Genomic DNA, 25,783 nt, shown 5'->3' with positions numbered 1-25,783 from the left:
CTTACCCTCCAATTGGTTTATACATTTCCGGCGGCAAGTGGATCGTTACGCACGTACCGCTGCTGTCGGTATTCTTTCTGATGGCAAAGCTCGCAGAAATGAGCCTTGCTCTTGTGCGCATATTATCGATGCCATGGCCGATACGTTGCGCCTGACGATCCATGCCAATGCCGTCATCCATAACTTCAACGAGAAGCCGACCACCCTTATCGCGCAGACGAACGCGGATTTCTCCAGCCAGAGCATGACGGATCGCATTGTTGATCGCTTCCTGCACAATGCGGAAAAGCGAGGTCGCGACCGTCTCTTCAAGTCTGTCGGTCATGCCGTCGCTTTGGTCCTCCAAAAACCACTCAATCGCAGCGCCGCTTTCGCGGATCGAACGGTCCAGATGGTTCTCCGTTGCCTGCGCAAAGCCAAAAAGCTGAAGCACGGAAGGTTTGGCCTCTTCGATGATCTGGCGAAGATCCTGCATGCAATGTTGCAGACCCCGAAAGAGGGGTTCAAGCTGTTCGCCCGACAAATCCGGCGCGCGGGTCAGACGCTCCACATGACGTGCGAGACGCGTAAGATCAGCAAGAGTTTGATCATGCAAATCCATGCCGATACGATGACGCTCAGTCTCCAAAGCTTCGGTGAGTTTCAGAGCTCCAAAGCGCAAACCTTCTTCGCGGGCACGCGCTTCTGTCTCGACAATTGCCGAGCGCTTGGCCTGTTCAGCGGCACGAATTGCGAAGAAATAAGGTGCCAGAAGATCGGCAATCGATTGCGCATTTTCCACGTCACGCATCGAGTAGCTGCCAGTTTGCAAACTCGAACAGCTTAAAGCGCCGATAATGTTACCCTGTGCTTTGAGCGGCACATGAAGACGACCTTTAAGGTCATGCTCAATAATTGGCGTCGAAAACGCACCGTCAAAATGAAAACGTGGATCAGTACGGGCATCATCCGTCAGCAGATATTCAGCTTCACCAGATAAGACTGTGCGGATAGGACTTCCCGACAAAAGCGCGGGCGGGTTGCGGCTCCATGCCGTTTCAATCCCGCTTTCATAGGCAATGTGAAACTTGCCATCGATCATCTTGATGCAAACATCGAGATGATCATAGGGCAGGATATGATTGATCTCGGCAGCAACAGCCTGAATGATGGAGTCAAAATCAAGCTGGCCAGCTAGCAATCTGGAGATATTCAGATAATGGTCCAGCAGGCGCGCAGGGGCTAGTTCCAGCAAGCGACTCTCCTCCTCAAGACAGATTGCTTAGCTTTTATAATACGCCACTGCTCCACCAGTGCGTCTTGCGGGATCCCGCAATTTTGTTGCGTTAAACCGCATGTCGGTTGCTTTGATCAGCCTTCACAGCGCAACGCATTTATTCCATCTTCGCTTGACCAGAAAATTGCCCGCAAGACAACAGGAAATGTTGTGGGTGTGCTGGTGCCGTTGAGGAGCGGCGGTGCGGGAGGTTTCGCGCCACATTCAAATTCAAGCGATCCGAAGGGCGTTATCGTTCTGCGGCGCGGATATTCGCAACTGGGAGGAAAGAAATGAAGCTTGGGAAAATTCTTTTGGCATCCGCCGCACTCGCCACATTGATGGCAAGCGGTAGCGCATTTGCCGACACATCATCGAAAAAGATCGCCTTCTCCAACAATTATGCCGGCAATTCATGGCGTCAGGCCATGTTGCAGAGCTGGGACAAGGTGACGAAAGAAGCCGTCAGCGCAGGTGCAGTTTCTGCAGCCGACGCTTTCACCACCGCTGAAAATCAGGCCACCGAGCAGGCTGCACAAATCCAGAACATGATTTTGCAGGGCTATGACGCGATTGTCGTCAACGCTGCTTCACCAACTGCATTGAATGGCGCAATCAAAGAAGCCTGCGATGCGGGCATCACAGTCGTTTCGTTCGACGGCATTGTCACCGAGCCTTGCGCATGGCGCATTGCGGTTGACTTCAAGGCCATGGGCGAAGGCCAGGTTGACTATCTCGCAAAACGTCTGCCAGAAGGCGGAAATCTGCTTGAAATTCGCGGCCTTGCAGGCGTTTCCGTTGATGACGAGATGCACGCCGGCATTCAGGAAGGCGTGAAGAAGCATCCGAACTTCAAGATCGTAGGTTCTGTGCATGGCGATTGGGCTGCAGATGTTGCACAGCGCGCAGTCGCAGGCGTTCTGCCAAGCCTGCCGAAGATCGACGCCGTGGTAACGCAAGGCGGCGACGGTTATGGTGCTGCGCAGGCCTTTGCGGCTGCAAAGCGCGAAACACCGATCATCATCATGGGCAACCGTGAAGACGAACTGCAGTGGTGGAAGCAGCAGAAAGATGCGAACGGCTATGAAACCATGTCCGTTTCTATCGCGCCGGGCGTTTCAACACTTGCTTTCTGGGTCGCACAGCAGATTCTTGATGGCAAGGAAGTCAAGAAAGACCTCGTCGTTCCATTCCTGAGCGTCAGCCAGGAATCGCTCGATAAGGATCTCGGAAATACCCAGAAGGGTGGCGTTGCGAATGTCGAATATTCGCTGGAAGACGCACAGAAGGTCATCGCAGAAGCGAAGTAAACCTTTTCTCCCAGGGGGTGGGCATTTCCTGTGTCCGCCCCTCCCTTATCTCCAATACAGTTCGGATGCATGTCTCATTCAATCGACAAAGGCGAGGTCGTCGCCGCACGCAATATTCGCGTGCAGTTCGGTGCGGTTAAGGCACTGGATGGCGCTGAACTTGTGATCCATGAAGGCGAATGTGTCGGACTTGTCGGCCATAATGGCGCGGGCAAATCCACCATCGTCAATGTCATCAATGGTGGCCTTACCCCGCATGAAGGCAGCCTCTCCTATCACGGTGAGGCAGGCCATGGCGTGACGACTGCCCGCAAGCACGGCATCCGCTGCGTCTTTCAGGAGCTGTCGCTTTTCCCCAATCTGACAATTGCCGAAAATGTCCGCATTATGCAGCGCGACCTTACGGGCGCGAACTGGCGCGGCAAGGCTGTCGATCTGATAGCCACAAAGCTTGGTGAGATTTTCCCCGGTCACAAGATCGATTGCGCGGCAACCGTTGATGAGTTGTCCATTGCTGAACGGCAGATGGTTGAAATCGCTATCAACTTCACCGCCCCCGGCACGCCGCCGAAGCTTGTCATTCTTGATGAGCCGACCTCATCGCTCGATGCGGGCATTGCTGCACAGCTGATGGCCTATGTCCGTCGCTTTGTCGGCACAGGTGGTTCGGTGATCCTCATTTCGCATATGCTTGGTGAAATCCTCTCAACATCCGACCGCATCGTCGTGATGAAAGACGGCAAGGTTGTCGCCAATCGCACAGCAGACGATTTTACAAACCGCAGCCTTGTCGAAGCCATGGGCAGTGTCGAACGTGAAAAAGCGACACGCCGCGCAGCAAAAGCCGACACGACGGGCTCAGCTGTTCTCTCTGCAAAAAAGCGCCCCCATGACAGCAAGCCGTTTCAGGCTTTCAAGGGTGAAGTTATCGGCCTCGCTGGACTTGCCGGTCACGGTCAAACCAAGATGCTACTCGATCTTTATTATGCGCGTCGGTCAAACTGGTTGCCTGCACGCAATTGCGAAATCGCCTTCGTGGCTGGTGATCGCAGCCTTAACGGCACGTTTCCACTCTGGAGTATCCTGCACAATCTCACCATAGGCTCGCTTGATCGCCTCTCATCGCTAAAGCTTGTCGATCAGTCACGCGAAGATCAGCTCGGCTCGCTATGGAAAGACAAAATCCAGATCCGCACACCGGATATGGGCAATCGCATTCTTTCGCTTTCCGGCGGCAATCAGCAAAAAGTTCTTTTTGCCCGCGCGCTTGCCACCACTGCCAATGCCATTCTGATGGACGATCCCATGCGCGGCGTGGATGTTGGCACTAAGCAGGAAGTCTATGAAATCCTGCGCCATGAGGCAGAAAATGGCCGTACCTTTGTCTGGTATTCCACCGAAATGGACGAGATCGAGCTATGTGATCGTGTCTATGTCTTCCGCGACGGTGCAATCGTGACAGAATTGGTCGGCGACGAAATCACGGAAAAGAACGTGCTTGCTGCATCCTTTGAGGGAGGACACGAATAATGCGTCTCTCCGCTTCATCCCTTCGCCTGTTAACGCCGGTTTTCTCGCTCGCTTTGCTGCTGGCCGCTGTTTTCTACATGCAGCCGCGTGCCATGAGCTATACTGGCCTTAACCTGCTGTTCAATCTCGCAGTACCGATTGCACTCGCAACAATCGCGCAGATGCTCATCATGGCGGTCAATGATCTTGATCTGTCGATGGGCACCTTCGTAAGTTTCGTGGTGTGCGTGGCCGCAACCTATCTCAATACCGATCCGGTGATCGGTGTTCTGATCCTTGCGGCGGCAATCTTAGCCTATGCAGCGCTGGGTGCGATCATTCACCTGCGCAATTTGCCATCCATCGTCGTCACACTCGGAATGTCGTTCGTGTGGGGTGGGCTTGCCGTTCTTCTGCTGCCCTCACCCGGCGGTCAGGCGCCTGATTGGGCACGCTGGATCATGACGACCAAACCGCCATTTGTGCCGATGGCAATTGTTGCAAGCATTTTGATCGCCATTGTCACGCATTTCATTGTCATGCGCACAACCTTCGGCGTTCTGATGCGGGGCGCAGGTGGCAATGGACGCTCCATTGAGCGTGCAGGCTGGTCTGTCACCGCAATTCGCGCCGGAACCTATGCGCTTGCAGCCTTCTTTGCAGTGCTTGCCGGTATCGCGCTTGTGGGACTGACCACTTCGGCAGATGCCAATATTGCGTTGCGCTACACGCTGCTCTCCATTGCCGGTGTCATTTTGGGCGGCGGTGAATTTGTTGGCGGTCGCATCTCACCGATTGGTGCCGTCATCGGCGCACTAACCCTTACTCTTGCAGGCTCATTCCTCTCCTTCATGCGCATTTCGCCCGACTGGCAGATTGGTGCGCAGGGCGGAATCCTTATCGTTGTGCTGGCGCTTCGCCTCTTCCTCAACCGTCTCGACCGCAAGGGGAAAAAGCAATGAGTGCTGTCTCCGTTCTCACAAGTCGTCCATGGATATGGTCGTTCATCGCAACCATTGCGGTCTGGATTATCACCGTATTGTTCACGGGCGGCGCGGGTGCTGCAGGGCTTTCTCACGCAGCTTTTACCTTTGCATCATTCTCGGTGATTGTCGGCCTCGGGCAGATGTTCGTCATCACGCTTGGTCCCGGCAACATCGACCTCTCGGTTCCTGCAACCATGACGCTTGCCGCAACATTGGCATTGAAGCTGATGGACTCGCAAGACAGCATGGTGCTGGCAGGGCTTGCCGTTGCCCTTCTGATCGGCCTTGGCATCGGCATCTGCAATTATGCGCTGATCAAGCTGCTGCGCATTCCGCCAATCATTGCAACTCTTTCGATGAGCTTTCTTATCCAGTCGACCGCCATCTGGAGCAATCGCGGTCTGCGTGTAAAGCCGCCTGAAGTTCTGGCAGACTTCACCACCTCCTCTGTCTTTGGCATTCCCAATGTTGCAATCGTGGCACTGCTCCTGTCGGTGTTAGGCTGGGTGCTTCTCAAGAAAAGCATTTATGGCCGCTGGATTTCAGCCATCGGGCAAAATCCGTTTGCAGCACGTATGGCAGGTGTTCCGGTTGATGGCACACGCTTCGTGACCTATCTGCTATGCGCAGTTCTGGCTTCGCTCTGCGGCTTCCTGCTTGCCTGTTTCTCGGGCGGCGCGGCTCTCAACATGGGCACGGAATATCTCCTGATGTCGATTGCCGTTGTCATCATTGGCGGCACGGCGGTTGCAGGTGGCGATTCTAACATTCCCGGCATTTGGGGTGCTGCACTCTTCATGTTCCTCATAGTCTCAATGCTCAACACCTACGGCTTTGGTGCCGGTGTTCGTCTGGTCCTGACAGGTCTCACCATTATTGCGGTGATTTTCCTGGCGAGCAGCCGCAGACCTGAGCGTTAAACAGCATTCCCGGAGTAGTATCTTTGTCTCAGAACCATTCGATTTACGAAATTCACGACGAACGCTTTCAAAATCTGATCATATCGAGCGCCGATCTTGATGAACTTTACAGCGATTGTCGCTGGGCCGAAGGTCCGGTTTGGTTCGGTGATTTAAACTGCCTGCTTTGGAGCGACATTCCCAATCAGCGTATTTTGCGCTGGGTTCCAGATGGCGGGGTATCGACCTTCCGCCAGCCATCGAATTTTGCCAATGGCAATACGCGTGACCGTGAAGGACGACTGGTCTCCTGTGAGCATGGCGGGCGTCGTGTTACCCGCACTGAATTTGACGGTAGCATCACCGTGCTTGCTGACAACTATCAGGGCAAAAAACTCAACGCGCCCAATGATGTTATCGTACGCTCTGACGGTACCATTTGGTTCACCGATCCGACCTACGGCATTATGGGTGATTACGAGGGCTATAAAGCAGAGCCTGAACAGCCAACCCGCAACGTCTATCGTCTTGATCCGAAAAGCGGTGAACTGACTGCCGTCGTCAAAGACTTTGTGCAGCCAAACGGCCTCGCCTTTTCACCGGATGAGACAAAGCTCTTCGTTGCCGACAGCGCCTATAGCCACGACGAAAAAGCACCGCGTCATATCCGGGTTTTCGATGTCGTTGATGACGGCAAGCGCGTCACGGGCGGTAAGATTTTCTGCACGATTGATAACGGTCTGCCAGATGGCTTTCGCTTCGATACAGACGGCAATCTATGGACGAGCGCGGGCGACGGCGTGCATTGCTTTTCGCCTGAAGGTAAACTTCTCGGCAAGATCAAGACGCCTCAGACCGTCGCGAATGTCACTTTTGGCGGGCCACGTCGTAACCGGCTTTTCATCACTGCAACAAAATCGCTCTACGCAGTTTATTTGACCGTCACAGGTGCGCAATATCCGTAAGGTCGGCGTTATATCACTTCGCCTCCAAGTTATTCTTTAACTTGGTAGCAAGTGATGATTTGCTGATAGGCTTGCGTAAGATATCGATGGAACGGAAACGGTCTGGAATGGCTGAATCGTCACTGTAGCCTGTCATAAATATAAATGGGATTTTGCGTTCAGAAAGAACATCTGCGACTACCTCAGATGTTCTGGATCCTAGATTGAAGTCCAGTATAGCAATGTCTGGCTGAAATGATTTTAGAGTTGAGATGGCATCATTTGTGTCACTTGCGAGGTGTATATTCTTCGCTCCCATTTCCCGGAGGGTGTCCTCTACGTCCATTGCGATAAGGCTTTGGTCTTCAACGACAAGAACGGAGATACCGTCAAGTTGCGGCTGATTTGATAACGTTTGTGAAATGGGTGCAAGAGAATTAAGTTCGCCCAATACGACATGCGAGGCGGGAATTTGAAATGTCGCGCATAAGCCACTATCGTGATGTTCAATATGAACCTTTCCACGAAGGTCATATTCAAACGAGCTTTTGATCAGCTTTGTACCAAAGCCCGTTTGTGTTGGGCGAATAACAACAGGACCACCTATTTCCTTCCAGTTGATCAGGCAGTCTCCGGTTTCGTTAAGCTCCCATCTGATACATAGTTGACCTTGATCTGTGGAAAGCGCGCCGTATTTTGCGGCATTGGTCATCATTTCATGAATTACCAATGACAGGACGCTATAGGCGCGCTGGTCAAGAATGAGGGGAGCCCCTTCGAGAACTATCCTGTCGGGTGTTTCATTGTCTCTAAATAGATCAGCTTCGCTCTCGACTAGTGTTTTAATAAAGCCGCTTTGGGAGCCATCTAATGACTGGTCATGTGCTGAGGAAAGCGCGCGTAGTCGCCCTTCCAATGTCTGCGCATATTCGTCGACATTTCTGGCACCCATCCCGGTTTGCTTGGCGATGGACTTAACCAGCGATAATATGTTTTTCACCCGGTGGTTGAGTTCGGCATTTAAAATACGCCGGCGTTGTTCCGTGCGAACGCGTTCTTTCTCTGAGATCTCGTTCTGGCGAAGAATAACGTCCCGCAGATATGTTGCTATGGCACGGGCGACAGAAATATCTGTTGCTGTCCAAGGCATTGATCTACCTTTCACATCCTCACGCCACGTATCAAAACTACCACGTGGCGTGAGACGCTCTCCAAAAGGCGTATTTAGAACCTGTTTTACGGGTTCGCCCGCCCACTCGATTTGATGGGCCTCTTCATTTCTAAATAGAATAAGATATTCACCAAATGTGACGGACAGAGGGATTGCTATCAATCCAGCCACATTGGACTCTATATCTGGAATGAACGACTTTATCTCAGACGTGGACCATATGTCATTTGATGATTGTTGTTTTATATTGTTCAGCAATTGACGCGTCGGTTCTTCATCCAGCGCATCCCCTGTCTGGAACCATTGGTCATTCATCCATAAAGCTGCTCCGTGGCTTGCAACTAATTTTGCAAACTCCGGTAACTGGCTAATCAGGTCATCACGCATTGAGCTGTTAATGCCTAGACGAGATACGATGGAGTCGAGTTTCGACCGCGTGTCGGCAGTCGCTTGCAGGGTTGCCCGACGCTCGCAAGCAGCAATGTGAAGTGAAAAATACTGTCCAAAGAGTTCTGCGCCAATGCGAAGCGGCAATGGCGTGATTTTTGGTGTATCATGATGACACGCAATCAAGCCCCATAGTTCACCGTTCACGATTACCGATATGGATAGTGATGCAGCGACACCCATATTGTTCAGATACTCACAATGTATAGGCGAAACGCTTCTTAATTGTGCGAAAGACATATCTACGGGTTTTTCATCCGGCAACAGTGCAGGACTTAATCCAACGGGTGTGGATGTGGTGTCTGCGATCATACGGATTGTGTTGCTTATATATAGCTTGCGGGCCTGAGCTGGAATATCGCTTGCCGGGAAGTGCTGTCCCATAAAGCTATTGAGGGTAGACGTCTTTGCTTCCGCAATAACCCGTCCTGCGCCATTGTGAAGAAAACGGTAGATCATAACACGATCGTAACCAAGCATTGCTCGAACAAGCCGTGCCGCAGCCGTGGCCGCCCGATCTACATTTTCTTCCAGCCCTAATCTGTGAATGACTGATCGTGTGAGGTCTAATGCTTGGCGCGCTGTTTGTCCTCTATCTGGTGAAGGTTCGAATTCGACAAAAATATTTCCGTCATGTGAATGGACGACGGCGTCAAACAGGGGCGCTCTGCCGGGAAAGCGTAGACCAATAATAATGGAAGAAAGGCCCGGTTCTCTTGATTTGGCAACTGCATTGCGAAAATCATGCGCATTCTTATCGCCAGCGATCTGAGAAATGTCGGTTCCTGGGGTTAGGGAACCCGTATAGCCTGTTAATGTTGAGAAATTTGCTGACGCGTATCGTAACAGTTGAGTTGCTGGGTCAATGACGAGCATCGCGCCGTGTGCCTGTATGGAACCCGGAATATGAATAGGTTCGCGATCACAGTTCGTGAGGTTAACAGACTCCGGAATGTACATTAGAAGCGGCGCACTTTCTCACATGAGCGAATTGGATGGGTGTTTTTAGGACGGGAACTTTTAGACGCCTAAAGCTTTCTTGAATTAGGAGCATTTTTGCAATGAGCAATTTGAAGCGCTCCTTTGGGGCGAGAGAAAATGAGGTCCCTATTCGTTGTAGGTGTTATGTCAAAAAGTAACATAACACCTCTTTGGCGTCTGTCCACTTATGGACATTGTTCAGGGAAATAAAAGAATGTTTTCAATGAGTACGCAATTGATCCGCGAGACCTCAGATAATCTGTTGTTGATGATGCTTAGTGAGGATGACCGCAAAAGGCTGGCTCCACATACCATGGCTTTCGAAATGGAGGCGCTGACAATTTTACATAAGGCAGGAGACGATGTTTTAAATACGTGGTTCCCCTGTGGATCAGCGATGGCAAGTTTTCAGCGCTGGGTTGATGATGACAATAGTGCAGTGGAGGTGGCGTTAATTGGCCGGGAGGGGGCTATCGGCGGAATTGTATCGAATGGCAGTCTCCCAGCCTATGCGACGGCAATTGTACGCAATCCGGGCAGGTTTCTTCGTATTAAAACAGCTGCACTGGAACAGGTGAAGGCTGAATCTGTGACGCTGAGGCATTGGTTTTCACGGTATTCTGACTGCCTTATGGCGCAGGTATTTCAAACAGCCGCCTGCAATGCAACGCACACGATTACACAACGTACCGCAAAATGGTTGCTCGCCGCCTCGGCACGTACCAACTCAGACAGTTTTGAACTTACCCATGATCAGCTATCTGAAATGCTTGGTGTGGGCCGAACCTTTGTGACGCGCACCCTAGGTCAACTCAGATCGGAAGAAATAATCGAAACGCGTCGAGGGAGTGTGGTTATTCGCGATAAAGCGGCCCTTAGTAAAAAGTCTTGTAGCTGCACGTTGGCGATAGAGAATCATTATGATGCCGTCATGCATGGGATTTATTAGGGAATTGCGATGGGGTGTGGCGCATTTCCTTTTGGCTTTCTAGGAGAAGATATTTCTAACAATTGTATCGCGTAGCCAGCTATGCGCAGGCTGAGAATCCAGGCGCTTATGCCATCGCATACAGATTGAGATCCGTGGCGATTCAAAAGGTAGTTCGCTCATCGCGAGATGTGAGCTCTGACAAACGACCTTTGCAATCGGTCGCCGCATAACTGCCAAGACATCCTGATCCTCCATCACAGTGCTGAATCCGAGCAAGGGGATAGAATGCTTGACGTTTCGCGATAATTTTTTTTGTGCAAGCCAAGTATCGAGAAACCCCACATCATCACCTGTTGATGACAAATTGAGATGTGGTTGGCCGATGAGCTCTGTTACAGAAATTTTTGTATTGGGTTCGCGCAGATTTTTGTGATGAACAACAACGAAATCATCGTTGCTCAATTCCACTGAAGCAAAGCGTTCGCGCTCAATTCCAGGTTTTCCGATGAAGAGATCCAGCTCAGAATCATCAATGAGGCGATCCACATCGATCGTTCCACTGGGTCGTAAAATCAGAGAAATCCCTGGGGCATTGGCTTCAATTGTCTGAACGAGTTTGGCAGTCAGTGCGACGGCACTACAATTATCGAGCGCTATACGGAATTTTTGGTTTGCGGTCAGAGGATTAAAATCTTGCGCCTGAAGGCCGAGTTCAAGATAATTCAATGCCTGCCTAATGGGGCCTGAAAGTTGTTCAGCGCGTGACGTTGGTAACATGCCGCGTGCTGAACGCACAAATAGATCATCCTGAAGCGTATGTCGTAGCCGAGCGAGAGCGTGGCTGGCAGCCGGCTGGCTCATGCCGAGGCGCTGCGCCGCACGCATGATATTTCGCTCACGGAAGATCGCATCGAAAATCCGCAGAAGATTGAGATCAATCTGATTGATGTTCGGAAGCGCCATCTCAGTCTTCATTCTCCTGCTTTATTTTTCCATAGAATGCATTACGCGCAGTTTGATTATAAAGTAAAATGCACAACATGCATATTGGTATGCAGAGGTTTCAGTTCCTTAAGTCAGTTGTTTCGTCCAAGACGGCAGATATCTGACATTTATTGTCATGTTTAAGTTTGTGGCTTTCAATTAAGCGGATGTTTTGTGGCAGATGCTTTGTGAACGTCTGATACAGCTGGCAGGAGTATCTATATGTCGTTTGTTAATGCGGTGCGGTCCTTGGCTTTCGCCGGGGTTTGTATTCTTTCACCTCTTGTTTCTCACGCAGCGGAAATTACGGATGTTCTGGGACGAAAGGTTCAGGTTCCAGAGCATGTTGAACGTGTCGTATTGGGGGAAGGTCGCCTGAGCTATGCGCTCGCATTGCTGGATCGCGACAACCCCTTCAAACGGATTGTCGGCTGGCAAAACGATTTGCGTAAACTCGATCCGCATACCTTTGAAGCCTATAAAACAGCATTTCCGGAGGTTGCGGATATTGCTCTTATAGGTCAGGCTTCCGAAGTCAGCGTGAATGTTGAAACCATTCTCGCGCTTAAACCGGATCTGGTGGTTTTCAGCGTGGCGGGTGAGGGCCCTAAAGCGCATAGCCCGATTGCTGACACGCTGGCGAAGGCTGGAGTGGCTGTCGTTTACGTCGATTTCCGCGTTAACCCGATTGAAAACACGCCCAAAAGCATCGAACTGCTTGGCGAAGCGATTGATCGGAAAGACGAGGCCAAAGCCTTTACCGATTTCTATGGGACACATCTCAAGCGCCTGACCGATAAAGTGCGTAATCTTGATGAGGCGAAAAAGCCAACGGTTTTTGCAGAACTTCTTCCAGGCGTCTGGCAAGCTCCCGGTCATACAACGGGCAATGGAGGGCTCGGCCAATTCATTAACACCGTTGGCGGGCGTAATATTGCATCAAGCGTTGTTCCGGGTGCTATCGGCGATGTCGCTGTTGAGTATGTTTTACAGGCTGACCCCGACATTTATGTTGCGACTGGTAACCGTGCGCCGGGTGTTTTGCTTGGTGCCGCGGTTGACGAAGCAACTGCCCGTCAAAGCCTGAACACGGTTCTGGAGCGTCCGGAATTCAAGGAGTTGAGGGCAATCCGTGAGCATAATGCTCATGGCTTATGGCACGACTATTACAACTCACCTTATAACATCATGGCAGTCGAATTGCTCGCAAAGTGGCTGCATCCTGACTTGTTCAAGGATGTTGATCCTACAAAGACTCAAGAGGAGTTGAATGAGTTTTTGACAATCAAAAATAATGGCACTTATTGGGTTGATCCTGTGCAAGGAGAGTAAGGCGGCGGGATGGCAAGCGTGTCTTCAGATATGAAAACAATCACCGAGGCGAATGCGGATTCTGGTTTCGAAGCCCTGAAAGCGCGATATGGGAAGCTCCGCAAGCGACGGTTAGCTATTATTTCGGGACTGTTTGCCCTTCTCATCGTTTCGTTCTGCTATGATATCGTCACAGGTTCATCTGGGATGACGGTGCAAAGTTTCTTGCATGGCGTGTTACATCCGTCGGATTTATCTCCGACGGATCGGGTTATTATATGGAATGTGCGCTTGCCTTTCTCGTTGATGGCATTGCTTGTGGGCGCTGCATTATCGCTCGCTGGTGCTGAGATGCAGGTGGTTCTTAATAATCCGCTTGCAAGTCCTTTCACATTAGGCGTTGCGTCTGCTGCTGCCCTTGGTGCGTCGACTGTTATTGTCTTTGGGCTGTCAGTTGCTTGGTTGCCCTATAATTGGCTGGTATCGGCGGCGGCGTTTGTTTTTGCATTTGGGTCGGTCTTACTCATTGATGCATTGGCGCGATTGCGTGGAACAAGCATGGAAACCACTGTTCTGCTCGGCATTGCGCTGGTGTTCAGCTGCAATGCGGTTGTTCTTTTATTTCAGTTGATCGCGACGGAAGATGTACTTCAGCAGTTGGTTTTTTGGTCTGTTGGTAGTCTTGCGCGTGCAGATTGGGAGAAAGTGCTTGTTCTGGCGATTGCGCTCGCCGTCGTGATGCCGCTTTCGTTTGTCTCATCTGGTAAGATGACGGCGCTACGGATGGGCGAGGAACGCGCCATCAGTTTCGGCATAGATGTGAAAAGGCTGCGCTATTTTGCGTTGCTAAGGATCAGTGTTTTGTCGGCCATGGCTGTCGCATTCGTTGGAACGATCGGCTTTATCGGTCTGGTCGGACCTCACATGGCGCGACTACTCGTAGGCGAAGATCAGCGTTATGCATTGCCCGCAAGCGGTCTGGTCGGGGCTTTGTTACTCTCCTTGTCGTCCATAGCAAGTAAGACAGTGCTGCCCGGCTTGATTGTACCTGTCGGCATCGTCACTGCGCTTGTTGGTGTGCCGGTATTTGTTATGCTGATTTTTAGAGGCAGGTCGGGTCGATGAACAAAGATGAGAAGGGCCTGCTGATTTCGAATCTTGCCGTTCGATATGGGCGCAAAGAAATTATCCATTCTTTCTCAATGGGGCCAGTTGAACCTGGCCAATTTGTTGCGGTGCTTGGCCCGAATGCGGCTGGTAAATCGACACTGCTCAAGGCAATTGCAGGCATTGGCTCGTTTAGTGGGCATATCAGTCTTAATGGCGCGGATATTCTGTCTGTGCCGGGTGCAAAACGCGCCCGTAAGATTGCTTACATGCCGCAATCACAGCCACCGGCAATTGGCCTTCCAGCTCTTGAAGCTGTCATGAGTGCCTTTGGCAGCAGTAAAGGGCGGGATGAGGCAATCAATCAGGCCTATAAGGTGCTTGAAGATTTGGGCGCCGCAGATCTCGCTTTGCGCAATCTTCACGAGTTATCAGGCGGACAGCGGCAGATTGTTGCGCTTGCACAGGCAATAGTCCGCAAGCCTGAGGTGTTGTTGTTGGACGAACCAACCAGTGCGCTTGATCTTAAGCATCAGGTGTTTGTGATGCAGTCTGCGGCACGCCTCGTGCGTATGAAAGGCGCTATCGTCGTGGCAGTGTTGCACGATGTTGCGCTTGCTTTGCGATATGCAGATTCGATTGCAGTTCTGAAAGATGGTGGTCTTTATGCTTATGGAACACCAAAGGCTGTCGTCACCCCAGATATGCTGGCCAGTGTCTATGGCATTGAAGCGCGGGTCGAAACCTGTAGTCAGGGAAAAATGCAAATTATTGTCGATGGAGTGATGTAGCTATCACGCCAGTTCAAGCTCCATGGCTTTTATAGCTTGTCGAGTATCATGCTGAATTCGGCCTCTGGATTTTAGGCGCAGAATTGGAAACACCGAAAAGACGCCAAGCACTCTTTGAAAGAGAGTGCTTGGCGTTATCGATTGTTCGCATAGGGATAACTGGATTCATTAGTCAGGCCGTTGCTACCCCTATGCATTTCATCAAATCTCTTTGATCAACGTATCCGCGATGCGCACGCTCAAGGCCGCACCTGTCAGCGTTGGGTTCACACATGACGATGAAGGCATGACGCTGGTGCCCGCAATGAACATGTTGCGATGATCATGCGTGCGGCAATCGCGATCAACAACCGAGTTCTTCGGATCGTCGCCCATAATCGTTGTGCCCATGATGTGCTGACGATTTTGCCATTTCACATCGGTACTCAGAATTTCGCCATCGAGCAGCTTGGCGATCTGATCAAAATCTTGCAATGCACGGTCGCGACCAGCATTCCAATAGTCAGTCACGCTGTAATAAATCGATGGCACTGGAATACCCAGCGCATCGACCTTGTCCGTGCTTGGGAGGACACGGTTTTCAGCCAGAGGCAGCGTTTCAAAATCAACCGCCCAATTGAGCGAACGGGCCGACTGACGGCGAATTTCGGCATCAAGCTTTGAACCGAGAACCCCCTTTTTCAAAAGACTTGCAGTCGTCTGACCCGTCGGAACAGTGTTACGAACCTTAATCTTGTAACTCGGATAGTTTTTGCGGAATTCGCCATCGCGCTGATTGAGATAGACGAGAAGCTGGGTAGGGCCTTCGCCCGGCCAGAAATCTTCTTTCGCCATCACATTCATGCTGATGCCCGTATGATCCATCAGGTTGCGACCAACCTGATCGGATGAATTTGCAATGCCGTTCGGAAAACGATCAGACTTCGACAAAAGCATGATCTTTGGCGATTCAATACCATAAGCAGCCATCACGAAATAACGTGCGGTGAGCTTGTGTTCCGAACCGTCAGGACGCTTATAGCAGATCGCCGTGATCTTGCCGGTGTCGTCAGCATCGATCTTACAGACAACCGAATTGTCCTGAATGATCGCGCCATGACGTTCGGCTTCATCTATATGCATCGAACCGTCATATTTCGCAGCAATCGGGCAGACAGGATTGCAATTGTTATTGCCACCACAGGCGGGACGTCTGCCATAAGGACGTGTTGCACGGCCATTTGGCTCAAGGATCGGATTGAAACCACCCTTTGAGAGCTTCTCAGAAAGCTGGTTAAACATATAGCTCGGCTTGAGCCCGCGCATCGGATACGGAATAGAGCGCGGTGGATAGGCGCTACCGCCCTGCCCACTTTCATCCTGACCATCGACACCGCTCACGCCGAGTTCTTCTTCAGCGCGTGCATAGAATGGCTCGAGCTCATCATAGCTGATTGGCCAGTCGCGACCGTGCCCATAAAGCGACTTCAAACGGAAGTCATTCGGGATCATACGCCAGAGCGACGAGCCAAAATGCCATGTCGTACCACCGACAACGCGTAAGTATGACGTGTTGTATTTAACCGGACCGACCTGCTGGAGATAATCTCCATAGGTCGATGGCGCGTGTGGCAAGCTTGGAAACGGCGAACCTGCGCCCTGCAATTTTGCATTGGCCAGCGAAAGCTTCACAGGTGCATTGCGAAAAGTCTCGACAATATCGCGGCGATCTACGCGCGGGCCTGCTTCGAGCACGATCACTTTCTTGCCAGCCTTTGCAAGACTGTTGGCAATGATACCGCCCATTACGCCCGAACCAATAACGATCAGGTCCGCATCATATGCGTCGTTTGCCATTGTTCTCTTCCTGTCAAATCTTGGTGTCAGGTTTCGGACCCCAGGCATCTGGGCCGGGTCCATAGGTCGGGATCGCCAGAATACCGCGCGTCGGGCGATACATCAGCGCTTCTCCGTATGCGATTAACTCTGCATCTTCCGGCTCGCCGACAACGCCGAGATACCAGGCGGATACGATCTTGGTTGCAGTTTCCATCAGCTTCGGATCAATTGAAGGCAGCTCCAGAAACGCATCCATATTGGCAGCATTGCTTTGCTTGATGGCTGAACTGAGCACATTCATCTGCTCAATGAGATCAGGATTGCGCTTCTGCAAGGCTGCGAAATAGCGGCTGCCTAGCACCGGATCGAGATCGTGCCCGGTCAGAAAGGTCGAAAGCTGCATGAAGTCCTGCTGAGTCTCGTCGGCAGCCGATGCTGGCAAAGGTCCGGCAAGAGCACCGATTGCCGCAAGCGCCGCCATTGCAACGGAGCCTCGCAACACGGATCGGCGGGAAATATGACGACCGAAAACGGTGTCAGAAAAATTATCGACTGGCATTATTGGTCTCCTGCGGGAGTGCGCAATGCAATTGTGAAAGAAATGATCAGGCGCGCGCTGCGCGTTTACGGCGGCGAACCAGCCAGACAATCAGCGCAATCAGCACCAGAACGCCGACCACCATTGCCGGTGCTGCGAAGGGGGCAAGCTTGGCAATTAGCGGCTTCGGTCCACCTTCGCGGATCAACTTCACATCGGCGGGCGTCACTTTGACATCCGGATTGCCGTATTGTGCCAACACATAATTGCTGACATCGGCAATATCCTGATCGGAAAGGCGATCGGTATAGAAGGCATCTGGCCCAAAGCCCGGCATATAAGCGGTTTGTCCATCAACCGTGCGATTAACGCCAAAGACGATTGCCGAAAGCAAATTGTCTGAGCGGTCAGCACCCGTAACCGTATTGTGGAACAGCGACGGATAGTGCTTGTTGCCTTCGCCATCCATCTGATGGCAATTTGCACAGACGCCACTGAAAATACGGAAGCCACTTTCGTTCGGCGCTTCACCCGGAAGTCCGCGCAGCGCATATTCCGTGACCGATGGCTTGCCGAACTTGTCACGCGGGGTTTTGTCACCCGACGAAATCGGAGCCACGTCCTTTACGTAAACCGCAATTGCATTCAGATCTTCATCGGTCAAATGCTGAAGGCTATGTTCGATAGCCTCTGCCATGGGGCCAGCTGCCTGCGCCTTGCCTGCTACGTGACCCGTGCGAAGATACTGAACCAGATTTTCCTGTGGCCAGTCACCAATCCCACTGACCGGGTCGGATGTAATGTTCGGCGCATACCATGAACCCAGCGAACCGCCGGACAGTGCTTTGCTGTTCTGTTCGGCCATCAGATAGTTGCGCGGTGTGTGACAGGTACTGCAATGAGCCAGCGCTTCTGACAAATACGCGCCGCGATTCCATTCTGCGGATTTATTCGCATCGGGCGTGAAGCGAGTCTTATCGAGGAAAAGCAAGTTCCACGCAGCCATCGAAGTTCTTACACTGAACGGGAACGGCAGTTCTGTCTTCTGCGGCTGATGATCGACCGGCTTCACCTCATGCATGAAATAAGCATAAAGCGCCTTCACATCGTCGTCGGTCATCTTTGCATAGGCCGTATAGGGCATAGCCGGATAAAGATGTGAACCATCTTTCGCTACACCGTCACGAACGGCGTGCGCAAATTCCTCTTCAGTGTAATCGCCGATGCCATCAGCCTTCGACGGCGTGATGTTTGTCGAGAAAATAGTGCCAAGCGGCGATGAAATTCCATAGCCACCCGCAAAAGGTGTCCCGCCATGTGGTGCGGTATGACACGCAGCACAGTCGGACGCGGTAGCGATATAACGACCCTTGGCGATCAGCTCTGCAGATGGCTCGTCGGCCATAGCCACTGATCCTAGCGCCACGATAAAAACGGCTGTTGCGCCAATAAGTGCTTTCCATGAAGGACGGGGTGCAACGGGGTATTGCTTAAAGCTGCCTGATTGCGACATTTTGATCGAGCTTTCATGAAGCATGAATATTCAATGCAAAGCGCAGGCGACTTTCATATAGAAAGTAGCCTTCTATCTCTGCCCGAAACGAAACAAGCATAGCAATCCAAGAATATGATTTTCTTGGATATTCCTATTCTCATCAACGATTCAAAGAATTGGAAATAGGCTGTTACGCGACTTGGTTTTTGGAATAACTCTAAGTGACTGGATATGAAAATCAGTCTTTGCTAAAGTCTGATTTCATAATTCGTGAAAGCTTATCGAATGAAATTCGACCTAATTGATCTGCGCATATTCGTGTCCGCTATTGAACACGGAAGCCTGACTGCCGCGGCCAACCAAAACAATATCGTGGTTGCTGCGGTGAGTGCGCGTCTCAAAAAGCTGGAAGAATCCTTTAATCTTAAGCTGTTCGATAGAACCGGACGTGGCATTCGCCCAACGCTGGCGGGTGAAATGTTTGCACGAAATGCACGCAAGCTGATCGACGACGCACGGCGCGCACAGACCGCACTTGATGACTTTGCGGATGGCCGTGGTGGACACGTGAAACTGCTGTCGAACACAAATATGTTAGCGGAACATTTGCCGCACGCCCTTGGGACATTTCTTGCGGCCCATCCCGATGTCACCGTGAGCATTGAAGACAAGCCCAGTCTGGAAGTGGTGAGCTTGCTCCGAAACGGCGAAGCTGACATCGGCATTGTCGCATCATCTGCGGACATGAGCGGATTAGAACAGTGGCGGTTTGTGCCAGATAAACTGGTCCTGGTTACTCCGCCCGAGCATCCCCTTTCAGCATCGCAGGTGAACTATTCCAGAGTTCTGGATTTCAAGCTGATTGGTCTGCCGAAGCAGACAGCACTCATGCAGTTTCTGGGTCGTCTTGCCAATGAGCTCGGTCGTACTGTTGACTACCGGATGCGTGCCGAAAATTTTGAAGCTGCCTGCCGTATGGTCGAAGGCGGTGCCGGTATCGCAATTGTTCCGCAAAGTGCAGCATTGCGTTATGGAAGCTATATGGCGCTGAGTATCATAGACATTAATGAAAGCTGGGCCGACCGCGAGCTTTATCTATGCACACGAAATGAAGCGCAATTGCCTGGTTATTCAAGACGTCTTTTCAATCATTTGCGGGAATATGCAGCCAATCCTAGCTAGTTCCGCGGGTTTTGGTTGCAGAGAAAACTTGTGTTCAATCAATGACCATATTGGTTGATGCTCGATGCTGCTGTCGCCGGGAAATTGAGAGAGTTTATCGATAAAGTCATTACAGTTTAAACGAACTGAGTATTACAAAAACGGCAGTTTATACCGCTTTGATATTAAGGTTGTGGTTTAAGTGAAAATTGCAATCTTAAATTAGCACTTACTGCGAGACATGCTGATTTTTATATAATAAACACTCTTATGAGAAGCGCGTTTTAATTTGCGGATGCATGCAGATGGGTTCCCCTTTGGTACAAAGCCAGTGGCGTATGAGAGAGCTTTTGCCCGCCCTTGCCTTATTTGTTTTGGGGCTAGGAACGCTTGCCTATGCAATGATTTTACCACAAGGGGAAAGCAATAACTTTGCAGTTATGTTGAATCCTTGGGCGGATGCTTCTGAAGTCGTTGCTCTGGTGAATGAAACCGGAGCAGACGTCATCTCCTTTAATGAGCGCACGAATGTTCTGGTTGTGAATGCTCCGCGTTCTGATGCTGTTTCGGCGTTATATAGTGCCGGTGCGTGGCTCGTTTTTGAGCCGTCCCAACTTGCAAGCTGTTTTGATCTCAAAGTCCCAGAGGCTTAATCCATCATGATTATCGAACTTGATGATATTCGCAGACGTTTTGCGCGTTTTTTGGTTGTGTTTTTCTGGCTGCATGTTCCACTTTTTGCAGCTATCGCTTACGCGACCGGGAATTCCGTGATAGGCGGAGCTTTGGCCGCAGGGGTTCTTGCACTCGCATATAATTTAATGTGGTTGCGCGCTGATATAGCGCCTGAAACCCGTTTTCTGTCTGCTGTCGCGCTTGTCGCTGAGCCGGCTGTTTTGCTTTACTTACTGCGTGGCCACATATGGCAAATGGACATGCATATGTACTTTTTTGCCATGCTCGCGCTAACCATTGGCTGGTGTGATCGCAGAGCGACCATCATTGCTGCAATAGCTGTTGCGTTCCACCATTTAGCTCTTGATTATTTCTTGCCATTCTTGGTTTTTCCAACTGGAGGCGATCTTCGCCGCGTGATGATTCACGCCGTTATTGTAGCGCTTGAAGCTGCCGTTTTGGTTTGGTTTTCCGATATGCTTGTCGCGTGCGTCAACAGCATTAGCAATATGCGCGACGAAATCATGGTCAAGAATGCCGAGATTGAAGTGCGTTCTACCGAGGTGGAGCAAGCTTATAAGGCAAAGGGCATGTTCCTTGCCAATATGAGCCATGAAATTCGCACGCCGCTCAATGCAATTCTTGGATTCTGCCACTTGATGTCGCGCACAGACATGACGGAACGGCAGCGCGATTATCTTTCCAAAATTAATACGGCCAGCGGATCATTGCTCCGTCTTATCAATGATATTCTGGATTTTTCTAAGAATGACGCTGGTAAGCTGACATTTGAAAACCGGCCGTTTGAGTTGCGTGCGCTTTTCGACCGCAAATTACAAATTACTGGTGCAGATGCACGGACCAAAAATGTCGATGTGAATCTTCATATTGATCAAGATGTGCCCGATCGTCTTGTTGGCGATGAGATGCGCCTTGGACAGATTCTCCTCAATCTTCTCAGTAATGCAATTAAGTTCAGTGAGAATGGTTCTGTAACGCTGCGCGTCAGCGGAACTGTGACCGAGGCAAGTGGCTACAAGTTGCAGGTCACGATTGCCGATACTGGTATCGGGATGACGCCGGAACAGCAATCAAAGCTATTTAACTCTTTCTCTCAGGCCGATAGTTCCACCACGCGCCGCTTTGGCGGCACAGGATTAGGTCTGGTCATCAGTAAGCAGATCGCTGTTCAAATGGGCGGTGACATCACGGTATTCAGCACGCCAGGAAAAGGTAGCGTTTTCACTGTGACGGCGATGCTGGCGAAAGTAGACCGTACATATTCAATCGTTGAGAGGCCGCAACCGCATATTCAGAAGTTACGGGTGCTGGTCGCTGACGATAACCCGGCTTCACGGGAGATTTTGCAAGGTATTTTCGCAGACTGGTCGATTGCGGTCGATCTGGTTGCTTCTGGTACAGAGGTTATCAGTGCGTTGGAAACTGCGCTCGAACGTGGCCAAGCTTATGACGCGCTCTTACTTGATTGGAAAATGCCCGGCATGGATGGGCTTGAAACAGTCGGTCGTCTTTATGCCAGCGCAAAACTGGCAAAATTGCCGGAAATAATTCTAATTACCGCATACGGCAGTGATGAGTTTAAAACTCAGGCCTCGCGTGCGGGTATTGCAGCATATTTGCCCAAGCCTATAGAAGCGCAGCAAATCTTGCAGACACTTAACACGCTATTCCCCATTGAAAACACCAACGCCGAAGCAACCAGAGATTCTGAGCTGATTGCGGAGCCTTTGAGAGGCGCACGTGTGCTTTTGGTTGAAGATAATGCAATCAATCGTGAGATTGCTTATCAGTTGCTCGATGATGCGGGTCTGGATGTTGATATAGCTGAGAACGGGCGAATAGCCTGTGAAAGTGTTGCACGATTAAAAGGCGCTTATTCAGCTATCTTGATGGATGTGCAGATGCCTGAAATGGATGGTCTTGAAGCGACACGACATATTCGTCGTGAATGGAGCGCTGAGGCGTTACCCATTATCGCTTTAACCGCGCATGCCTACGAAGAGGAACGTCGTCGATGTGCAGAGGCGGGTATGAATGATCATATCGCAAAGCCAATCGATCCAAGTGTCTTAATTGGCACACTAGAGCGTTGGATGAAGCCACTTCGTGTTGAAGCTGACGGAACTCGCCCGCAGGAAAAAAAGGCAAGCGTTGATTATTCCGAATTGCCGGAGAGTCTGGAACCTTTCGACCTTACGAGGGCACTCGTTCGTGTGAACGGAAAGCGTGCATTGTTGCGCCGACTGATCATTAGTTTCCATGATGATTTCGAAAACGTTATCCAAACGCTGATGGATCAGATTGCCAAAGGCGACTTAACTTCTGCCCGTCGTCTTGCTCATACATTGAAGGGGGTCGCTTCTTCTCTCGAACTTCCAGATATAGCGCGTATTTCGGCTGAAGTGGAGTTGGCGATCGCTAATGAACAGCTCGTCGGACTTCAATCGACGCTGTCTGCGCTCAATTCTGCAATGAAGCCAGCTTTGAAGGCTGCATCAAGCCTAATAAATACTGGAGTAACTCCTTTGCAGCAGGCTGAAGGTAGTGCTCAATCTGACGATATAAAATTGGCAGTCTCTACGCTTAGAGAGAACCTCAAACGTCGTAGCATGCGCGCGCGCGCCAGTTTTGATGCATTGCTGCAGCTGGTCGGATCGCCCGTTTATGAAGGACAAAAAGCAGAAGCTCTCCAAGCGGCGAAGTCTGCGCTCGATAAACTCGACTATGATACGGCACTTCAGAGATTGGATGAAGTCTTCGTTGATGATAGTCCAAGTTCAACACAACGTGAGGCTTGAAAGTGTGATGTCGATTATCCATCCCGTGAAAGTATAAGCGTCGGATAACGCAGCCGATTTTGCCCCATAAACGAAAACCAAGCCATTTCTAAATGCACGTGCTCATCAAGAACAGAGTAATTCTCTTGATGGGTACGTTGCAGAACTACCGGAGTAAGCCAGATGTCAGATCGCGCAACAATTCTGATCGTTGATGATGAAGTATCAAATATCGAGATCATGAACGCGGTGCTGGAAGATCATTATGAAATATCTTTTGCGACTTCTGGAGAACAGGCGCTAGAGGTGGCACGTTCAGTGTTGCCGGATTTAATTCTGCTCGATGTTATGATGCCTGGCTTGGATGGATATGAAGTTTGTTCACGCCTGAAAAGCGATAGGCTGTTGGCCGATGTGCCCGTAATATTCACGACAGGACTTGATGATCAGGAGGCCGAAGTTCGTGGCTTGTCGCTTGGTGCCATTGATTATGTAACCAAGCCAATAAATCCTATCGTTCTTAATGCTCGCGTCTCAAACCACATTGAACTTAAACGCCTGCGTGATCAGCTCGCTCAAATGGCCGTGACTGATGCACTGACCGGGCTTAGCAATCGTCGGCAGCTGGAATCTATACTTACGGCAGAAATATCTCGTTTGGGTCCGACAGGTGCGTGGCTCTCCGTTATCATGCTGGATATCGACTTCTTTAAGTTGTTCAACGACACATATGGTCATCCGGAAGGCGACCGCTGCATCTCCATGGTGGCAGCAGCGCTCACACGTGCGGTTCATAAAGTGTCAGGTATGACAGCGCGTTATGGTGGCGAAGAGTTTGCATGTGTTTTGCCAGAAGCTGATCCTGAGGCTGCGCTTGCAACTGCACGCGAAATTCAGTTTCAGATCCAATCACTGAATATTCCGCATACTGGTTCTACAGTCAGTAAAAGTGTGACGCTCAGTATCGGGATTGCATCTGCCCGAACCCGAAGTGACATGGGTGGGTATCTGTGGCTCCAGCATGCAGACCAGCAATTATATGCAAGCAAGAAAAGCGGCCGAAACGCGATTGCTCAAACAGAGTTTTGACAGGCGGAGCCTTTAAGAATGTAAGAGTCGCAGTTACAATTTCTCCTGTCCAATTTGGGCGATTGAGATTTGCGACTTCTTATATCTGGTTTGAGCTGAGATTATTTTAAGAATGGCCATCGCGTAGGCGTTTTGTTGATCCATATTCTGTGAAGTAGGAATGTTTGTCCAAATACGACGTCAATCCGTCAATTTTTGTCGAATTTGGTTTTTTTCTTCAGCTTTGAATGCTAAGTCGCTCTCGCGATAAATGCCAACCAAGCTATATGGCGAGTTGATCAGCATAGCCAGAGCCTGAAAGCCCAAAAAAATGACCGCACGTCTTTCATTTGCGCGTGAGCGTATCAATGTTCTTCTTCTCGAAGGCATCAATCAGTCCGCTGTCGATTATTTCAAATCGTCTGGCTATACCAATGTTGTCCATCTGCCAAAGGCGCTGGACAAGGCTGAGCTGATCGAGGCGATTGCGTCGGCGCATATTATAGGCATTCGCTCGCGCACCCAGCTCACCGATGAGGTTTTTGAAGCTGCACAGCGCTTGATCGCAGTTGGTTGTTTTTCGGTTGGTACCAATCAGGTTGATTTGAAAGCAGCCCGCAAACGTGGTATCCCTGTTTTCAATGCACCTTTCTCCAATACACGTTCGGTGGCCGAGCTGGTAATTGGCGAAATTATCATGCTGATGCGTCGCATTTTTCCACGTTCCAACTCCGCGCATACTGGCGGCTGGGATAAGAGCGCAACGGGTAGCCGTGAAGTGCGCGGCAAGACGCTGGGTATCGTTGGCTACGGCAACATCGGTTCGCAGGTCGGCAATCTTGCCGAAAGCCTCGGCATGACCGTTCGCTACTTCGACATGACCGACAAGTTGCAATATGGCAATGTGATCCCGACCGAGACACTGGATGAATTGCTCAAGATTTCGGACGTGATCAGCCTGCATGTGCCATCGAACAAATCGACGGCTAAGATGATCACCGAAGCGAAATTGCGCAAGATGAAGAAGGGTGCCTTCCTTATCAACAATGCGCGCGGAAATGTGGTTGATCTGGAAGCGCTGGCCACAGTGCTTAAAGAAGGCCATCTTGCTGGTGCAGCAATCGACGTGTTCCCGGTTGAACCTGCATCCAACAAAGATCCGTTTGTTTCGCCTTTGCAGGGGCTGGAGAATGTCATTCTGACCCCGCACATCGGCGGCTCGACTGCAGAAGCACAAGAGCGCATTGGCATGGAAGTTACCCGTAAGCTCGTTGAATATTCCGATGTCGGCTCGACCCTCGGTGCCGTCAACTTCCCACAAGTACAGTTGCCAGCACGTCCAAACGGTACGCGCTTCATGCATGTGCATGAAAATCGTCCGGGCATCCTCAACAGTCTCGTCAATATTTTCTCGTCGCACAATATCAACATCATCAGCCAGTTTTTGCAGACCGATGGTGAAGTGGGTTATGTGGTGATCGAAGGCGATGCGATGGAGGAACATGCGGAGGACGTACTTCAGGCGATGCGCGAAATTCCGGGCACAATCCGCACGCGTTTGCTGTATTAATTCGTCGCAATTTTGAGTAAGGCCCGCGCCGCAT

The 25,783-nt window shown here is 50.8% G+C and carries 20 protein-coding genes; 14 read left to right on the top strand and 6 right to left on the bottom strand.

Going from position 1 to position 25,783, the window contains the following annotated elements; translation table 11 throughout:
* Position 1: 1 nt before the first annotated feature.
* Positions 2-1,234, bottom strand: a complete 1,233-nt coding sequence (locus J2782_RS17695) for a GAF domain-containing sensor histidine kinase (RefSeq protein WP_310014949.1) — start codon at positions 1,232-1,234, stop codon at positions 2-4.
* 314 nt (positions 1,235-1,548) lie between these two features.
* Between J2782_RS17695 and J2782_RS17690 the strand changes: the two genes are divergently transcribed.
* The 5 genes from J2782_RS17690 to J2782_RS17670 all read left to right on the top strand — a co-directional run bounded on the left by J2782_RS17690 (position 1,549) and on the right by J2782_RS17670 (position 6,924).
* Complete coding sequence (locus tag J2782_RS17690) at positions 1,549-2,565, top strand: ABC transporter substrate-binding protein (RefSeq protein WP_310014948.1); 1,017 nt, start codon at positions 1,549-1,551, stop codon at positions 2,563-2,565.
* A 69-nt stretch (positions 2,566-2,634) separates the two neighbouring features.
* Positions 2,635-4,095, top strand: a complete 1,461-nt coding sequence (locus J2782_RS17685) for an ATP-binding cassette domain-containing protein (protein WP_310014947.1) — start codon at positions 2,635-2,637, stop codon at positions 4,093-4,095.
* Positions 4,095-5,036 carry an ABC transporter permease gene (locus J2782_RS17680; protein ID WP_310014946.1) on the top strand — a complete coding sequence of 314 codons (942 nt, stop codon included), beginning with the start codon at positions 4,095-4,097 and terminating at the stop codon, positions 5,034-5,036. Before J2782_RS17685 ends, J2782_RS17680 begins: the two co-directional genes overlap by 1 nt.
* Positions 5,033-5,980 carry an ABC transporter permease gene (locus J2782_RS17675; protein ID WP_310014945.1) on the top strand — a complete coding sequence of 316 codons (948 nt, stop codon included), beginning with the start codon at positions 5,033-5,035 and terminating at the stop codon, positions 5,978-5,980. The genes J2782_RS17680 and J2782_RS17675 overlap by 4 nt, the downstream gene beginning before the upstream one ends.
* A 23-nt stretch (positions 5,981-6,003) precedes the next feature.
* Positions 6,004-6,924: an SMP-30/gluconolactonase/LRE family protein gene (locus J2782_RS17670; RefSeq protein ID WP_310014944.1), complete on the top strand. Its 921-nt coding sequence runs from the start codon at positions 6,004-6,006 to the stop codon at positions 6,922-6,924.
* A 13-nt stretch (positions 6,925-6,937) separates the two neighbouring features.
* On the opposite strand, the gene J2782_RS17665 is transcribed toward J2782_RS17670, so the two are convergent.
* Entirely contained in the window at positions 6,938-9,481 is a 2,544-nt protein-coding gene (locus J2782_RS17665; RefSeq protein ID WP_310014943.1) for an HWE histidine kinase domain-containing protein, read from the bottom strand.
* Positions 9,482-9,689: 208 nt separating this feature from the next.
* On the opposite strand from J2782_RS17665, the gene J2782_RS17660 reads away from it, so the two are divergent.
* Positions 9,690-10,451 carry a Crp/Fnr family transcriptional regulator gene (locus J2782_RS17660; RefSeq protein WP_310014941.1) on the top strand — a complete coding sequence of 254 codons (762 nt, stop codon included), beginning with the start codon at positions 9,690-9,692 and terminating at the stop codon, positions 10,449-10,451.
* Between the two features lie 39 nt (positions 10,452-10,490).
* Here the strand turns inward: J2782_RS17660 and J2782_RS17655 are convergent, their stop codons facing one another.
* Positions 10,491-11,396, bottom strand: coding sequence for a LysR family transcriptional regulator (locus tag J2782_RS17655; RefSeq protein ID WP_310015162.1), 906 nt, complete (start codon positions 11,394-11,396; stop codon positions 10,491-10,493).
* 243 nt (positions 11,397-11,639) lie between these two features.
* Here J2782_RS17655 and J2782_RS17650 point away from each other — a divergent pair, with 243 nt between their 5' ends.
* From J2782_RS17650 to J2782_RS17640, 3 genes are read left to right on the top strand one after another with little or no spacing between them, the layout of a single operon-like run.
* Complete coding sequence (locus J2782_RS17650) at positions 11,640-12,749, top strand: ABC transporter substrate-binding protein (protein WP_310014938.1); 1,110 nt, start codon at positions 11,640-11,642, stop codon at positions 12,747-12,749.
* Positions 12,750-12,767: 18 nt separating this feature from the next.
* Positions 12,768-13,853 (top strand): FecCD family ABC transporter permease, encoded by a 1,086-nt coding sequence (locus tag J2782_RS17645; protein ID WP_310014937.1) that lies wholly within the window; start codon positions 12,768-12,770, stop codon positions 13,851-13,853.
* Entirely contained in the window at positions 13,850-14,626 is a 777-nt protein-coding gene (locus J2782_RS17640) for an ABC transporter ATP-binding protein (protein ID WP_310014935.1), read from the top strand. Before J2782_RS17645 ends, J2782_RS17640 begins: the two co-directional genes overlap by 4 nt.
* 201 nt (positions 14,627-14,827) lie before the next feature.
* Here J2782_RS17640 and J2782_RS17635 read toward each other — a convergent pair whose 3' ends face one another.
* The 3 genes from J2782_RS17635 to J2782_RS17625 are packed head-to-tail and all read right to left on the bottom strand — an operon-like array spanning position 14,828 to position 18,519.
* Complete coding sequence (locus J2782_RS17635; protein WP_310014933.1) at positions 14,828-16,462, bottom strand: GMC family oxidoreductase; 1,635 nt, start codon at positions 16,460-16,462, stop codon at positions 14,828-14,830.
* Positions 16,463-16,475: 13 nt separating this feature from the next.
* The gene (locus J2782_RS17630) at positions 16,476-17,003 is read right to left on the bottom strand and encodes a sugar dehydrogenase complex small subunit (protein ID WP_310014930.1); all 528 of its coding nucleotides are present in this window, start codon (positions 17,001-17,003) and stop codon (positions 16,476-16,478) included.
* A gap of 46 nt (positions 17,004-17,049) precedes the next feature.
* Positions 17,050-18,519: a c-type cytochrome gene (locus J2782_RS17625; protein ID WP_310014928.1), complete on the bottom strand. Its 1,470-nt coding sequence runs from the start codon at positions 18,517-18,519 to the stop codon at positions 17,050-17,052.
* 243 nt (positions 18,520-18,762) lie between these two features.
* Between J2782_RS17625 and J2782_RS17620 the strand changes: the two genes are divergently transcribed.
* From J2782_RS17620 to serA, 5 genes are all read left to right on the top strand, one after another.
* A complete protein-coding gene (locus J2782_RS17620; protein WP_310014927.1) occupies positions 18,763-19,659 on the top strand; it encodes a LysR family transcriptional regulator in 897 nt (298 codons plus the stop codon).
* Between the two features lie 278 nt (positions 19,660-19,937).
* The gene (locus J2782_RS17615) at positions 19,938-20,291 is read left to right on the top strand and encodes a hypothetical protein (protein WP_310014926.1); all 354 of its coding nucleotides are present in this window, start codon (positions 19,938-19,940) and stop codon (positions 20,289-20,291) included.
* Between the two features lie 6 nt (positions 20,292-20,297).
* The gene (locus J2782_RS17610) at positions 20,298-23,132 is read left to right on the top strand and encodes a response regulator (RefSeq protein WP_310014924.1); all 2,835 of its coding nucleotides are present in this window, start codon (positions 20,298-20,300) and stop codon (positions 23,130-23,132) included.
* A gap of 162 nt (positions 23,133-23,294) precedes the next feature.
* A complete protein-coding gene (locus tag J2782_RS17605; protein WP_310014922.1) occupies positions 23,295-24,200 on the top strand; it encodes a diguanylate cyclase in 906 nt (301 codons plus the stop codon).
* A 310-nt stretch (positions 24,201-24,510) separates the two neighbouring features.
* A complete protein-coding gene (gene serA, locus J2782_RS17600) occupies positions 24,511-25,749 on the top strand; it encodes a phosphoglycerate dehydrogenase (protein ID WP_310014921.1) in 1,239 nt (412 codons plus the stop codon).
* Positions 25,750-25,783 lie beyond the last annotated feature (34 nt).

The sequence above is a fragment of the Brucella pseudogrignonensis genome (assembly GCF_031454375.1).
GTDB lineage: Bacteria > Pseudomonadota > Alphaproteobacteria > Rhizobiales > Rhizobiaceae > Brucella > Brucella pseudogrignonensis_A.
This window is presented reverse-complemented; position numbering and strand designations above follow the sequence as displayed.

Excerpts from the sequence above, each read along its gene's own strand:
- J2782_RS17615 (WP_310014926.1), top strand. The coding sequence starts at position 19,938 with ATGCAGATGGGTTCCCCTTTGGTACAAAGCCAGTGGCGTATGAGAGAG.
- J2782_RS17685 (WP_310014947.1), top strand. The coding sequence starts at position 2,635 with ATGTCTCATTCAATCGACAAAGGCGAGGTCGTCGCCGCACGCAATATT.
- J2782_RS17690 (WP_310014948.1), top strand. The coding sequence starts at position 1,549 with ATGAAGCTTGGGAAAATTCTTTTGGCATCCGCCGCACTCGCCACATTG.
- J2782_RS17635 (WP_310014933.1), bottom strand. The coding sequence starts at position 16,462 with ATGGCAAACGACGCATATGATGCGGACCTGATCGTTATTGGTTCGGGC.
- J2782_RS17640 (WP_310014935.1), top strand. The coding sequence starts at position 13,850 with ATGAACAAAGATGAGAAGGGCCTGCTGATTTCGAATCTTGCCGTTCGA.
- J2782_RS17660 (WP_310014941.1), top strand. The coding sequence starts at position 9,690 with ATGGACATTGTTCAGGGAAATAAAAGAATGTTTTCAATGAGTACGCAA.
- J2782_RS17610 (WP_310014924.1), top strand. The coding sequence starts at position 20,298 with ATGATTATCGAACTTGATGATATTCGCAGACGTTTTGCGCGTTTTTTG.
- J2782_RS17680 (WP_310014946.1), top strand. The coding sequence starts at position 4,095 with ATGCGTCTCTCCGCTTCATCCCTTCGCCTGTTAACGCCGGTTTTCTCG.
- J2782_RS17625 (WP_310014928.1), bottom strand. The coding sequence starts at position 18,519 with ATGCTTCATGAAAGCTCGATCAAAATGTCGCAATCAGGCAGCTTTAAG.
- J2782_RS17605 (WP_310014922.1), top strand. The coding sequence starts at position 23,295 with ATGTCAGATCGCGCAACAATTCTGATCGTTGATGATGAAGTATCAAAT.
- J2782_RS17630 (WP_310014930.1), bottom strand. The coding sequence starts at position 17,003 with ATGCCAGTCGATAATTTTTCTGACACCGTTTTCGGTCGTCATATTTCC.
- J2782_RS17665 (WP_310014943.1), bottom strand. The coding sequence starts at position 9,481 with ATGTACATTCCGGAGTCTGTTAACCTCACGAACTGTGATCGCGAACCT.
- J2782_RS17655 (WP_310015162.1), bottom strand. The coding sequence starts at position 11,396 with ATGGCGCTTCCGAACATCAATCAGATTGATCTCAATCTTCTGCGGATT.
- J2782_RS17650 (WP_310014938.1), top strand. The coding sequence starts at position 11,640 with ATGTCGTTTGTTAATGCGGTGCGGTCCTTGGCTTTCGCCGGGGTTTGT.
- serA (WP_310014921.1), top strand. The coding sequence starts at position 24,511 with ATGACCGCACGTCTTTCATTTGCGCGTGAGCGTATCAATGTTCTTCTT.
- J2782_RS17620 (WP_310014927.1), top strand. The coding sequence starts at position 18,763 with ATGAAATTCGACCTAATTGATCTGCGCATATTCGTGTCCGCTATTGAA.
- J2782_RS17675 (WP_310014945.1), top strand. The coding sequence starts at position 5,033 with ATGAGTGCTGTCTCCGTTCTCACAAGTCGTCCATGGATATGGTCGTTC.